The 12,544-nt window shown below is 61.6% G+C and carries 11 protein-coding genes; 5 read left to right on the top strand and 6 right to left on the bottom strand.

Annotation, left to right across the window (positions count from 1 at the left end):
- On the bottom strand, positions 1-870 hold an 870-nt coding region (locus tag J7E80_RS21265), incomplete at its 3' end, for an alkene reductase (RefSeq protein ID WP_215054200.1).
- Positions 871-904: 34 nt separating this feature from the next.
- Here J7E80_RS21265 and J7E80_RS21260 point away from each other — a divergent pair.
- Positions 905-1,333: a helix-turn-helix transcriptional regulator gene (locus tag J7E80_RS21260; RefSeq protein WP_215054199.1), complete on the top strand. Its 429-nt coding sequence runs from the start codon at positions 905-907 to the stop codon at positions 1,331-1,333.
- 371 nt (positions 1,334-1,704) lie between these two features.
- Positions 1,705-1,830, top strand: coding sequence for a hypothetical protein (locus tag J7E80_RS24370; RefSeq protein WP_285291899.1), 126 nt, complete (start codon positions 1,705-1,707; stop codon positions 1,828-1,830).
- A 285-nt stretch (positions 1,831-2,115) separates the two neighbouring features.
- On the opposite strand, the gene J7E80_RS21255 is transcribed toward J7E80_RS24370, so the two are convergent.
- The gene (locus tag J7E80_RS21255; protein WP_215054198.1) at positions 2,116-2,940 is read right to left on the bottom strand and encodes an alpha/beta hydrolase; all 825 of its coding nucleotides are present in this window, start codon (positions 2,938-2,940) and stop codon (positions 2,116-2,118) included.
- Positions 2,941-3,867: 927 nt separating this feature from the next.
- The gene (locus J7E80_RS21250; RefSeq protein WP_215054197.1) at positions 3,868-4,449 is read right to left on the bottom strand and encodes a helix-turn-helix domain-containing protein; all 582 of its coding nucleotides are present in this window, start codon (positions 4,447-4,449) and stop codon (positions 3,868-3,870) included.
- 123 nt (positions 4,450-4,572) lie between these two features.
- Here J7E80_RS21250 and J7E80_RS21245 point away from each other — a divergent pair, with 123 nt between their 5' ends.
- Positions 4,573-5,646, top strand: coding sequence for an NAD(P)/FAD-dependent oxidoreductase (locus J7E80_RS21245; protein WP_215054196.1), 1,074 nt, complete (start codon positions 4,573-4,575; stop codon positions 5,644-5,646).
- Positions 5,647-6,474: a trans-aconitate 2-methyltransferase gene (locus J7E80_RS21240; protein ID WP_215054195.1), complete on the top strand. Its 828-nt coding sequence runs from the start codon at positions 5,647-5,649 to the stop codon at positions 6,472-6,474.
- 400 nt (positions 6,475-6,874) lie between these two features.
- Here the strand turns inward: J7E80_RS21240 and J7E80_RS21235 are convergent, their stop codons facing one another.
- From J7E80_RS21235 to J7E80_RS21225, 3 genes are all read right to left on the bottom strand, one after another.
- On the bottom strand, positions 6,875-8,209 hold the full coding sequence (locus tag J7E80_RS21235; RefSeq protein WP_215054194.1) for an MFS transporter: 1,335 nt from the start codon (positions 8,207-8,209) through the stop codon (positions 6,875-6,877).
- A gap of 32 nt (positions 8,210-8,241) precedes the next feature.
- Positions 8,242-9,927, bottom strand: a complete 1,686-nt coding sequence (locus tag J7E80_RS21230; RefSeq protein WP_215054193.1) for a dihydroxy-acid dehydratase — start codon at positions 9,925-9,927, stop codon at positions 8,242-8,244.
- Positions 9,928-9,988: 61 nt separating this feature from the next.
- Positions 9,989-11,356 (bottom strand): FAD-dependent oxidoreductase, encoded by a 1,368-nt coding sequence (locus tag J7E80_RS21225; protein WP_251037199.1) that lies wholly within the window; start codon positions 11,354-11,356, stop codon positions 9,989-9,991.
- A 72-nt stretch (positions 11,357-11,428) separates the two neighbouring features.
- On the opposite strand from J7E80_RS21225, the gene J7E80_RS21220 reads away from it, so the two are divergent.
- The gene (locus J7E80_RS21220) at positions 11,429-12,076 is read left to right on the top strand and encodes a GntR family transcriptional regulator (RefSeq protein ID WP_215054192.1); all 648 of its coding nucleotides are present in this window, start codon (positions 11,429-11,431) and stop codon (positions 12,074-12,076) included.
- The last annotated feature ends 468 nt before the right edge of the window (positions 12,077-12,544 follow it).

The raw sequence follows: 12,544 nt of genomic DNA, 5'->3' as shown, positions 1-12,544 counted from the left end.
AGTAAACGGCATTGGGACTAGCTCCCCGCCTGGCTCGCTGTGCAACACGGAGAGGTAGGCCAGGTCCAGCGGCCGCAACTGGTCCAGCAGGGCCCCGTAGGTGGCCAGGACGTCGTCCCGGTCGTTCTCAAAGACGTCCCCAACGTTGTTATTCTCCGGCGAGATTCGCAGCCCGACTCGTTGCGCGCCTATGGCCTTCGCTACTGCCGTGACCACATCGACAACGAAGCGAGCTCGCTTCTGGGGTGAGCCGCCGTATTCGTCGGTTCGCCGGTTGGCCGCCGGGGAGAGGAACTGGTGGAGCAGATAGCCGTTTGCGCCGTGGATTTCTACACCGTCGGCTCCTGCGTCGATTGCCCGGCGCGCCGCTGCAACGAAGTCCCCCAGTGCTGTCTGGGCGTCGGCTTTAGTCATCTCTTCCGGGATGGGAAAGGGCAGCTGGCCCTTCTCTGTGAACACCGTTCCTGCAATGGCGATAGCGCTAGGGGCGAGGACGCGGCGGCCGCCGTTGATGTCCGGGTGCGCGGCGCGGCCAGCGTGCATGATCTGCACCACGATGCGACCTCCCTGGGCATGCACCGCATCCGTCACCCGCTGCCAGCCGGCTGCCTGCTCCTCGGTGGCGATACCGGGGGCCCCGACCCATCCCTGCGACGCATGGCTGGGGTAGGTGCCTTCGGTGATGATCAGTCCGACGCTCGCCCGCTGCCGGTAGTACTCGACCATCAGGTCCCCGGGTATGCCGGAGGAACCAGCCCGGACACGGGTTAGTGGTGCCATGACGATGCGGTTGGCAAGCTCGATCTTCCCGAGCGTCACGGGAGAAAAAAGTGGTGGAACAGGGACGAGCGTCGACGTGTTGATGGGCATGGCGTGTCCTTTCGGCAAAGCAATGAATAACGGGATGAAGGTCATCCCGGTGTTCACTGTAGCCGATGTACGCGTTCATGCGTACATCGGCGGATGGTACCGTTCCTTCATGGCCAGCCGCGTTTCCTCCCCCCTCATCCACCCGGAGATGAAAGATTTCGATCTTTTCAAGATCATGAGCGCGTTGACTGACGAGACCCGGCTCACCATCGTCGTTACCCTTGCCGCCTCACCGGGATTGGCCTGTAGCGGCTTCGCGCAGGATGTGACCCCGTCCGTCCTTACCCGCCACTTTCGGGTCCTGCGCGAGGCCGGGGTGATCCGGCAGCACGATGTCGGCACCCGTCGCATCAACACTCTGCGGAAGGAAGAATTGGACAGGCGTTTTCCCGGGTTATTCGACCTCGTGCTCCACGAGAGCGCCGGCCACGTGATGCCTTACAGGAACGCCGAAAGCGCCTGACGCTCGGAAGCGAACGAAACCGAACCTCCGCAATAATCACAGCTCTTGCAATCCATGGCCTCTGCTGCCTGCTGCCTCATACTCCTCGCGCGTGCCCATCGAGGGCAGCACCCTTCGCGGCAGATCGGCTCGAGCAGGTGGCGAACCTTCCAACCGCTAGCATCAGTCTCGGCGGGCCACGCGCAGACGACGAAGCGGCCACCGGAAGGCAACCCCAGAAGTCGAGCCCGAATAATGCCAGCGCCAGGCCGAAGGAAACCGCACCCCGCGGCCCATCCCAAGTTTTGCCCGGCAGCGCCGACGTGGCCCAGTGGACCCAGTTGAGCGTGGGCCGCCGAGCTGCTGCCCGGGCTAGCCGTGGGCGACGCCGAGTGGTGAGCGCGGACCTCGACGCTGCAGTGAAGGTCAGCATGCTCAGCCACCTCACCGCGGTCTCCGACGAAACTTCTCAGATGTGTGCTGCAAGACTCGCCCAACTCACGCTCGACTCGCTGTAACTATTGGTGCTGCTGGATTGCCTCAGACACGAGACCGGATGTCACGTTCCTGATGTACCTGGGGTGGCTTGTGAATTAGTGGAATACCCGACGCTACCGTTCCGTTGGGCTCGTCTGGTGGGAGTCCGTGCAACGGGAAAAAGTTGGAGACACTGGGGCAGGTGTGCACGGGAATGTGCTCTTGCGGCGTCTGGACGACTTCCGCCGGGGACTTCCACCTGGCCATTGACGTGAAGCGTGTGTGGTGAGCGGCCGAAACGCGCGTGTACTCGGCGTCCTGAGCCGTCACGGGCACCCGGTCGCCCCGCCCCGGCCAGCCACGTCGACGAGGGCACCGACGAGTTCGGGACCCAGTCCCAGTGCTGCATCGTTGTGGTTCACCGCCGCTACCTCCACCTCGATGACGTAGTTTCCGGCGTCCCGGGCCGCCTGAGCCACGTCCCGGCTCTGCTGTGCGGGCACGATGGTGTCCGCGCTCCCGTAGACCACGGCGGTCGAGATGTCCGCTCGCACTACGTTCTCGCGTACCGGGTAGTGATCGCGAAGCATCCAGCCCACCGGCACGCCGTAGGCTGCCCGGCCGACGTCGGCGAGCGAGGTAAAAGGGGAGCGCAGCAGCATCGCGGCTGGAGGGTGCTCGGTGGCGAGCTCGGTGACCACCCCGGCGCCGATGCTCTCCCCGAAATAGACGAGCGAGCCCGCCGGTATTCCTGCCGTACCTGTCAGGAACTCGCGAGCGGCGCGGACATCGCGCGCGAGACCGTCCTCGGACGGGTACCCGGGATTCGCCGCGTAACCGCGATAGTCGAAGAGCAGCACGCCGAAGCCGAGCTTGCTGATCGCTCGTCCCAGCCCTGCCCGATTAGCTCGGTTGCCGCCGTTGCCCGGTGCGACGAGCACGGTCGCGCGGCAGCCGTCTGCGGCTGGCAGGTACCAAGCACCGAGCTCGAGGCCGTCACTCGTGGTGAGCGTGACTTCCTGGGCTCCGGGCAACAGCTCGGCGGCAGGGCGGGGCTGGCTGCGGTCGGGAAAATAGATGAGCGAGCGTTGGAAGAACCACGGCATGCCAATCAGGAGCCCGACGACGACGAACACGGTTGCGGGCGGCATGATTCTTCGCACCGTCAACTTTTTCGCCACCGTCTTATGATCGCAGAGCGGTTCGCGCCACACATGGCCCATGACCCACGACCTGATCACCGACCGCTGACGCACGCCGTCGAGCACGTGATACAGGGAGAAGAAGAAATTCGACAGTCGTGGGCAGACGGCATTTCTGCCATGACGCCGGCGACCCGGATGCCCAATTACTTGGCGAGAGTGACGACGTTTCGGCTTCGTTCAAGTCGGTGACCATCGGGCGTCATTATCCACAGCTCACCGGTGTGATGTCCTGCGCTACGACGAGTGCGGCCTCTTACGTCGCCGTAGCCTTTCGGCGTTCACCCGGGGGCGGATCGACTTACGCCGCGCCTGAAGCACTAGCCCTGCAGATATATAAAAGAGAAATCTGCAGACACCTAACAAAGTACTACTCACCCTATTCGTGTGCCGTTTTGACGGCGTGTCGGCCGTGCCCTGTTTAGTTGTGGTTGGCACTTTCTGTGGCCGCATCTTGCCTTTCGTCGGTTTGGCAGCTTTGCTGTTCTACTGGTTCATGGTCGCCCCGGAGCGACACGACATGATTGCGGAGAATTTTCGGGAAATGATTTCCGGGAGTTAGGCCGTGGCTGTCTGGATGGCTTCATACCTATTCATTGCATGCGGGCTGGAGGGCAACATGACTAATGGATGACATTTGAAGAGGCCCTTCTAAGTCCTGGTACCAGCTAAGAGTCACCGAACGAAATCCAAAGGCCTCGCCGCGGCCCGATGCCCGGCACATATGTCGGGTTTGGACGGACACCTGCAGTAGGCGTCTCTAGCGTATCGAAAACCTGCGATAGTGGCGGGGTATCGCAGTTAGTTGTCTGGGAGACGCTGCGTGTTAGCGGGTTTGAAGGTAACTTAAGCTCAACGATCGGACTTCTTCGGCTATCAGGGCTTGGGCCGTGCGCGTATGTGCATGCGCTCTCCCTGCTGCCCGAATAGGCTGATGAATTCCACGGGTTTGCCGTCGGCGCTGGCGAACCAGTGCGGTGTGTGGGTGTCGAATTCGGCGGCTTCGCCAGGGCGGAGTTCAAAGTCCTTGTCGCCCAGCACCAGGCGCAAACGCCCGTTGAGAATGTATAGCCATTCGTAGCCCTCATGAACCCGCGGGTCGGGTTCTCCTCCGCGGTCATCACCGGTAAGCACCATTTTGAAGGCCTGTAATCCGCCCGGGCGGCGGGTAAGAGGAACAGCTGTCATGCCGCTATGGGTGATGGGCCGCAGGTGAATTCTTGGGTCACCGGTAGGGGGCGCGCCGACCAGGTCATCGAGGGGAACGCCATACAACCTCGCTAGGGGCAACAGAATCTCGAGGTTTGGCTTGCGCTGGCCGGATTCCAAGCGGGACAAGGTACTTACCGACACGCCAGATGCAGAAGACACGTCTTCAAGGGTGAGGTTCCGTTCCGTACGAACACCCCGGAGCCGTGGGCCGACCGCCCCGAGAACACCATCAAGATCAGCTGTCATACCGGCCATTTTGCCATACCGGCAAAGAGATTTGTCAATCTCTGGCCGTGGGCAGGAAGCTGTTGTAAAGGCGTCAGGACGCCGCTGACGAAGGATCAGAACGCAACGAAAGGACAGGTAAGAATGGATACCACTCGCTACGACGTTGTCATTATCGGTGGAGGAGCGGCCGGTCTCAGCGCCGCCACGACGCTGAGTCGGGCGCTGCGCCCGGTGCTGGTTGTTGATGCCGGAACTCCACGCAACGCCCTTGCGGCGGGTGTCCACGGTTATCTTTCGAGGGACGGTATGAACCCCCGGGAACTCCTGTCCATCGGTCGCAGCGAGGTGCTTTCCTACGGAGGAACAGTTATTGACGGTGAAACCGTTTCGGCGCGGCGAACTCCGGATGGATTCGAAGTGATTCTCGCAGACGGCAGCAGGTTCGTCGGCCGACGGCTCCTCGTCACCACCGGCTTGACAGATCAGCTGCCTCCCATCGACGGACTTCGAGAGCAATGGGGAAAGGGCGTTGTGCACTGCCCCTACTGCCATGGCTGGGAAATCCGCGGGCAACGGATCGGAGTGCTGGGCACGGGCCCACTGTCCGTGCATCAAGCACTGCTGTTCAGGCAGTGGGCCAGCGATATCACCCTCTTCCTCAACGACACCGTGGAACCAACCGACGAGGAATGGGAAAAGCTCGCTGCCCGGTCCATAGCAGTCGTGAACGGCGCCGTTGCCTCGGTTGACACTATCGATGGCGTCCTCACCGGGCTCACGCTCCGCCAAGGTAATTCGTTCAAGGTGCAGGCCCTGGCAGTCGGAACACGAATGGAAGCCAGATCCGCGCTCCTGGAATCATTAGGGGCAACTTCCCAGGCACACCCATCGGGGGTAGGACGGTTTATCGAGGCCGACGCTGTGGCGGGCGCGACGGCAGCCCGCGGCGTCTATGCGGCGGGCAATGTCTCCAACTTAACCGCCCAGGTCATCACCGCAGCCGCCGAAGGCACCATGGCCGGCGCAAGGATTAACGCCGACCTCATGGAAGAAGAAACCCGATGGGCCGTCGAGGGGCACTTCGGCCCCTTCTCGGCCGCCTCGGAAGCAGCCGTCTCTGAGATCGTTCTTAGTCACCGACGCCACGGCATTGATGATGGGCAAACAGTCCACGTCATGGGTGCTGCGGAAACACTAGAAACAGTAGAAAGGTAAATGCGCAGGGATCGCCAGTCTCACCCGACACGGCACCACGACCACCAGCACCACCAGCGGCCGGGTAGTCAGGACCAGCACCGCGTCCTCGACCTTGACGCCGAAGTATTCGGCGACCACCTCGCATCCGTCCTGAACCTGGCAGGGCTCTCAACAGCGCGCAGCGTCGTCGACCTTGGCGCCGGCACCGGCGCAGGTAGCCAGCTACTGAACAAGCGCTACCCAGACGCCGTGGTGACGTGCGTCGACAATGACCCGGAGATGCTCGATCTTCTGCGCAAGCAGGGCTTTGCCGTGGTCGCAGCCGACCTTAATAACGGCTTTCCTGCGCTTGCAGGGGCCTCTGTGACGGCAGATGCGGTGACCGAGGCGCCGGTTGATCTCGTCTGGGCATCATCCTCACTACACCACGTCGCACGTCCCGCCCAGCTCCTGACGGGAATCCGCCAGACATTGGCGCCGGATGGGGTTTTGGTCGTCGTCGAGCTCGCCACCCTGCCCCGATTCCTGGGTAATTCATCCGCAGCGCTGCTGGAGCAGCGATGTCATGCCGCTGCAGCAGCCGAGGGTTGGAACGACTACCCGAATTGGGCGCCGGTGATCCAGGCCGCCGGGTTCGGCGTCACCCAGTCTGAGGTCTCGAGCATCGCTCCAGCGACACCAGCCGCACAGGAGTACGCGCAGCAATGGTTCGAGCGCTTCTCACACTTGGCAACCCTAACCACGGACGACCGTAAAGCGGTGAGAGACCTGCTGAAGCGGTTCCCCGAAGGCATCGAGCTGGAACCCCGAACTACCCGCACCGTCTGGGTGGCCACCCCCAACTAAAACCAATGGCAACACTCCTTCAGCACCTGCCGGGGCTGTAGCTCTGCTGGCCCTAACCAGCCATCATGGATACGTTTGCGAGCGAGCGGTCCTTGGCCGTACAAGGTGGGGACTGCCCCCGCTTTTGTTGACTCCTTGACCTCAACCCAATGACGGCCGCGCACACGTTCTGTAGCCCAAAATGTGTTGTTGCGTGCCACCGGCGTTCTGTTACCCCGGCCGCGCCGTCGCCCTGTTGGGCGGGCATACAGCGAAGAGGTCACCTCATTTTGGACCAGACTTGCTGTTGTCCGGTCCTTTTTTCGAAAACCGCAGGTCTGGGCATGGTGAGGCGAGGCAGGTCTCTGCGCTTAGCGCAGGGACCTGCCTCGCTATTTACCTCACTGGCGCATGTTTAGGTTTAGGCGGCAACTTTTTCGATGTCTCGCTTGTTTGTTTCAGGTCCGAAGGCCAGCGCGATGAGGGTGATGATCGTCAGTGCTAGGACGTAGACGACAACGGCCCACCAGTGGCCGGCGGCAGCCAGCAGTGCGGTAGCGACGAGGGGAAGGAAGCCACCTGCAAGAACCGATCCGATTTCGCGTGCGAACGCGAAGCCCGAGAGCCGCATCTTGGTGTCGAAGAGCTCTGCGAAGTATGCCGCTTGTGGAGCAAGCATGGCGGGGTAGAAGATGCCCAGGCCGACGATGAATCCGATGATGATTGCCGCCGGGGAGAGGGTCTCCAGAAGCAGGAAGTAGGGAACAAGCCAGAGGATTGAGGCGATAGCTCCGCCTGAGTAGACGGGTCGGCGTCCGACCTTGTCGGAGAGCCTGGCCCAGAACGGAATGGCGACGAGCTGGACGGCGGATGCGATGACGACGGCCATCAGTGTCAGGCTCTGGTCAATGCCCAGGGTGGTGATGGCAAAGGAAACGCCGAAGACGGGAAACAGGTAGGCGAATCCGTTCTCGGCGAACCGTGCGCCGATGACAACGAGGAAGTTGCGGGGCTGTTTCCGGATGACTTCGAATACGGGTAGTTTCGGCTCCGCCACGATGCCGGCTGCCTCCGCTTTGCGGGCTTCTTCGAAGGCGGGGGTTTCAGAGATGTGCCGGCGGACCATGTACCCGACGCCGAGGAGGACGCTGCCCAAGAGAAAAGGAACGCGCCATCCCCAGCTTTCGAATGCGTCCCTTGGCAGGAGGGTTGCAAGTTGGAAAACGCCCGTTGAGAGCAGGGTTGCGAGGGCAAACCCCATTGGGGCCCAGGCGCCTGCTGCGCCGCGCTTGTTTTGGTCGCCGTGTTCGACAGACAGGACGACTGCACCAGCATATTCCCCGCCGGCTCCGAAGCCTTGGGCCAAGCGCAAAATGATCAGGAGGATGGGCGCCCAGACGCCGACCTGATCATAGGTGGGCAGCACTCCGATGAGGGTGGTGGCTACTCCCATGAGCACGATGGTCAGGACCAGCATTCCCTTGCGGCCGATTTTGTCACCCATGTTGCCGAGTACGATGCCGCCGAGAGGGCGGGCCAGGAATCCGACCGCATAGGTGGCGAAAGCTGCGATCGTTCCAACCAGAGGGTTCGCGGTGGGAAAGAAAGCATGGTTCAGGATCAGCGCAGCAGCTGTCCCGTAAATCAGGAAGTCGTACCACTCCAATGTGGTCCCGACGAGCGCGGCGATACCGGCCTTGCGGGATTGGTGCCGCTGGGATGAGGCATGGTAAAGGGTTTGTGTAGAGGCTGACATGCTTGTGCTACTCCTTTGTAGGCTAAGAAACTTTAGGAAACGGCAGGCCGGCGTAGAACGGCTCCGCCCTGCATCGGGCCGACAAGGGCGGCGTATTGTCCTAGCCAGCCCCGCTCCTTCTTTGAATCGCTGGCTTGTACCGGCTCTCCATTACGGGTCGGTTCGGCATCGATCAGGCGGCGATCCAGGTCTATGGTGATTTTGTCGCCCTGCTCGACGCCGGCAAGCGGCCCGCCGTCGGCGGCTTCGGGCATGACCTGTCCCACGACAAGTCCGTGATTCAGTCCTGACAGTTCGCCGTCGGTGACAACGGCGACTTGGCCGCCCAGGCCTGCCCCGTTAAGGGCGGCCACGAAACTTGCGGCGAAGACAGTTCCGGGGCCGCCCCGGGGTCCCATGCCACGCAGGATGATGACGTCTCCGGGTTTGATTTCTCCCCTGCCCAAGGCGTCGATGGCGTCGTCTTCGCCACCGAAAACGCAGGCGGGTCCGCTGAACTGTCGCCGTGTTGCACTACCGACTCCGGCGACTTTCACGATGGATCCGTCCGGAGCGAGAGAGCCCCGCAAGATGAGCAGTCCTGGCTCAGGCTTCACGGGGTTGTCCAGATCGTGCAACACAATTCCGTCTGCCGGGAGTGCAGATTCGGCCCTTTGTGCGACAGTGATACCGGAAATGGTCAGAGCATCGCCGTGGAGGCGCGGCAGCAGGGTGCGCATTACAGTTTGCACCCCTCCGATTTCGTCCAGGTCCCAGACCTGATGCGATCCGTTGGGTCGGATTGCTGCCAGCTGCACCGCTTCGCCGCCCTTTTTCTCGAAGGTGCCGACGACGTCCATGTCCAGATCGGCTTCTGCGGCAATGGCCGCAAGATGCCGGATGCAATTTACTGATCCGCCGAGGGCCAAGGCGACTTCGATGGCATTCTCGATCGACTGGCTTGTGATGACCTGCCGGGCGGTGAGGCCTTCGAGGACCATCTCCACGATGCGTGCTCCGGCTTTCGAGGCGCTGGCGAGCATTTTTTCCGAGTTCGCCCGCGTGGGAGCGGAACCGGGGACCGTCATCCCAATCGCTTCTGCCAGACAGTGCATGGTGTTCGCAGTGGCAAGTCCGGCGCAGACCCCCGGGCCCTGGATTGCTTGGTCGGCAAGCTCGCCTAAGGATTCCTGGGTCATGTCCCCGGAAGCAACTGCGCCTACGGATTCATAGACCGTGTCGATGTCTACCGAGCACCCGGCGTACGTGCCGCCACGCTGGTAGCCGCCGATCACGATGACGGAGGGAAGGTCCAGCCGTGCCGCGGCCATGAGGTGGGCGGGTGTGGTTTTGTCACAAGAGGACAGGAAGACAACACCGTCGAGAACAGCTCCCTCGACGGCTGCTTCCACGTCGTTCACAATGAGGTCCCGGGTGGGCATCAGGTAACGGGCTTTGCGGCCTGCGCTGGTCACGAAGTCGCTCGGTGCCGTGGTGCGGATCTCAAAGGGCAAGCCCCCGGCTTGCCTGATAGCGTCTGCGACTCGGACGGCGACGTCGTCAAGGTGGGCGAAGCAGACAGATAGCCGTGACGAGGTGTTCACGATTGCGATTTTGGGTTTTTGCTGATCCTCAAGGCTGATTCCCATGGCAGTCCACTGGGCGCGACGAACAGCCCAGCGGGTGCTTCCGACATCGAAATTGCTGCGTAAGTTGGGAACTCGCGTTTCGTTACTCATGATCAGGCCTTTCCGGGGTCTTCTGGTTTCGTCACTGAATTCGGTGAACTTTTTTCATGTATCAATCGAGGGCACTTCCGTTGGCGTTCATTTCCTTGCGAATGAGCTTGCCGTCCAGGTCCCCATAGGCGGTGCCAGAGTCCAGCGAAATGAGGGTTGCTACGGCAGCTGCGTGGCCGTATTCAAAGCACTGCGCGGTCACGCGGGCGGAGGCCAGGGCCTCGTGCTCTGCGCTGAGACAGCGGCCGGCGACAATGATGTCCTCGCCGGTCTCCGGAACGAGGGTCAGGTAGGGAACCTCGTAATAATCATCAAGGATCCAATGGAGCTTGGGCCTGTCTCCGCTGTGAAGTTCGATAGGCCACGGGGATCGGCAGATGCCGGTGGCATCCTTGCGGGCCTGAACAACGTCGTCGTTCCGCAAGGTCTGAACACCGACGATGCTTCGGGTCTGCCGGATGCCTGCCTCTACCCCGGTGTCCACGACAAAGCTGTCTTGGCAGCCGGGAATGGTGTCGGCGAGGAACCTTGCGTATTCCCTCACCTGGTGCCGGCCTCCGATCTCGGCTTCCGTGAAGTCTGCGGGATCGATGACATTAAGCATCCTGCCGTCAGCTCCCGTGAGCCGTGTGGCATTGACCAGCAGTTCGTTGGGCCTGGTCGTATCGAAGATCCAGATCTTCTGCCGGGGCAGTTCCGCTCCCGCTTCGCGGGCGGCCAGTATTCGTTCAGTCACCCATAGCGGGCAGATCGTGTCCTCGCCGTAGGAATCCCTGAAGGAAGCAACATCAACCCCGCCAAGCCGGAAAAACATCGTCGGATTTTGTATCCGCCCGTCGTCACCGAAAACGTATCCATGGCCGGCGCGTGCCACCACGGCCGCATCGCCGGACGCGTCGATGGTCCGCTTTGACTTAACGACACTGAAACCTGCGTTGGAGGACAGCACCGCACCCGCATGCCGGGCACCGTCCATGATCACGCCGACGATGGCCGTGTGGTAGAGGATTTGGACGCCCGCGGCGGTCATCACGTCATCGGCGGTTTCGCGCCACATCAGCGGATCGTGGGCGGATGTCCAGGTTTTTCCGTAAACCTGGGGCTGCGTCAGGCCGCCTCGCGCCTGAAGTTCTGCCGTGAACCGCTCAGCGAAGCCGAACACGACCTGTTCCGGACCTCTGCCAGTATCCGATGCAAGGTACATGCCGCAGACGGTGCCCGAAAGACCCGCCACCGCCGCTCCTCCGGCGAAGCCGTATTTTTCGACCATCAGGACTGATTTTCCGGCCTCGGCGGCCACCGTCGCGGCAGCAACCCCGGCGGCGCCGGCACCCACCACCAGTACGTCGACCTCCGCCAGGACGGGTATTTGGGTATTTTCAGCAAAAACTGGATCCAAGGTCCAATGTGCAACCGATATATTGGTCATGTGCCGATCGTACATGAACGGTATAGGCTAATGTCTAGAGTCAGACGGAAAGTTTTCTGAAGGGGAGGCGGCATGGCCGACCGGAATAAGTCGCTGCAGGCCTACGATGCAATTGAGCGCCTGATCGTGTTCCAGGAGCTTGCGCCGGGCTCGCTTGTCTCCGAAGCCTTGCTGATGGAAAAGACAGGCCTGGGGCGAACTCCGGTAAGGGAGGCCCTTCAGCGGCTGGCACGTGAACGTCTGGTGGAAATCCATCCCAGCCGTGGCGTCTTGGTGCCCCCGGCTTCGATCGAATCGCAGCTCAAGTTACTGGAACTGCGGCGAGGGCTGGAAGACATCGCTGTCCGACTGGCGGCCTCGCGGGCAAATAAGCAACAACGCGACGAGATGCTTGCTGTATGCGACGACCTTGAACAGCGCGGTGACATGTCACTTGACGATTTCGCAACCTACCTGAAGAGGATGCATGAACTCATAGTTGACGCGGCCCACAACGAATATCTTGCCGTCGCCATGGCACCTCTGCAGGGCCTCTCGCGTCGCTTCTGGTTTGCACACGTCAAAGACCCGGATGCCGAGATCGCAACCGCTCGGAGCATGCACCTCCGCATTCTTCGCGCAATATGTGCTGGAAAGGAATCCGAAGCAATGACCGCCTCAAGAAAACTCAACGACTACCTCGTTGAATTCGCGTATGGAACGCTTCCGGTTAGCGCCTAGCCATCAGGCGCAGGAGAAACAGTACAGGCAGCACACGTCTGCCTCCTGAAACTGGATGGAAACAAACCTAAGGTCTGCGCAGACCTAAGAGCTGGTTCGCTGCGCGGCCGGCTGTGATGGCGGGCGGCTCAGGGCCTCGCGTTCAGCTGGGAATGATGTCGCGGGGAGTTAACGTCAGGCGCGTGCGGACAGAGCTGCCCGACGAAATAGTGAACCGTAGCTGCAGCGCGGCAAAGGATTGCCATCCGGCGTAGCAACCCGACATCTATCAAGAGGACCGCATCTGATCGGCACCCTCCGCTAAGCCACGTCCGGGGCTACGTCCCCGACATCAGTCGTGACGGTCTTCGGGCTCATGGCGTGTGAAGGCGAGGTGATCCTGGTGCTCAATGCAGTCATCTGACGGATACCCTGCACACCCGCCGGCGGTCCATGATTTAAGTACACCGTTTGGCTCGGATGTGCAGT

This window comes from Arthrobacter sp. ISL-28 (assembly GCF_018613875.1).
Classification (GTDB): Bacteria; Actinomycetota; Actinomycetes; order Actinomycetales; family Micrococcaceae; genus Arthrobacter.
The sequence above is the reverse complement of the archived record's forward strand: the minus strand, read 5'-3'. Positions and strand labels throughout refer to the sequence as shown.

Coding starts and splice junctions, on each gene's coding strand:
- J7E80_RS21235 (WP_215054194.1), bottom strand. CDS start 8,209: ATGTCAGCCTCTACACAAACCCTTTACCATGCCTCATCCCAGCGGCAC.
- J7E80_RS21260 (WP_215054199.1), top strand. CDS start 905: ATGAAGGTCATCCCGGTGTTCACTGTAGCCGATGTACGCGTTCATGCG.
- J7E80_RS21220 (WP_215054192.1), top strand. CDS start 11,429: ATGGCCGACCGGAATAAGTCGCTGCAGGCCTACGATGCAATTGAGCGC.
- J7E80_RS21230 (WP_215054193.1), bottom strand. CDS start 9,927: ATGAGTAACGAAACGCGAGTTCCCAACTTACGCAGCAATTTCGATGTC.
- J7E80_RS21240 (WP_215054195.1), top strand. CDS start 5,647: ATGCGCAGGGATCGCCAGTCTCACCCGACACGGCACCACGACCACCAG.
- J7E80_RS21255 (WP_215054198.1), bottom strand. CDS start 2,940: ATGCCGCCCGCAACCGTGTTCGTCGTCGTCGGGCTCCTGATTGGCATG.
- J7E80_RS21245 (WP_215054196.1), top strand. CDS start 4,573: ATGGATACCACTCGCTACGACGTTGTCATTATCGGTGGAGGAGCGGCC.
- J7E80_RS21225 (WP_251037199.1), bottom strand. CDS start 11,356: ATGACCAATATATCGGTTGCACATTGGACCTTGGATCCAGTTTTTGCT.
- J7E80_RS21250 (WP_215054197.1), bottom strand. CDS start 4,449: ATGACAGCTGATCTTGATGGTGTTCTCGGGGCGGTCGGCCCACGGCTC.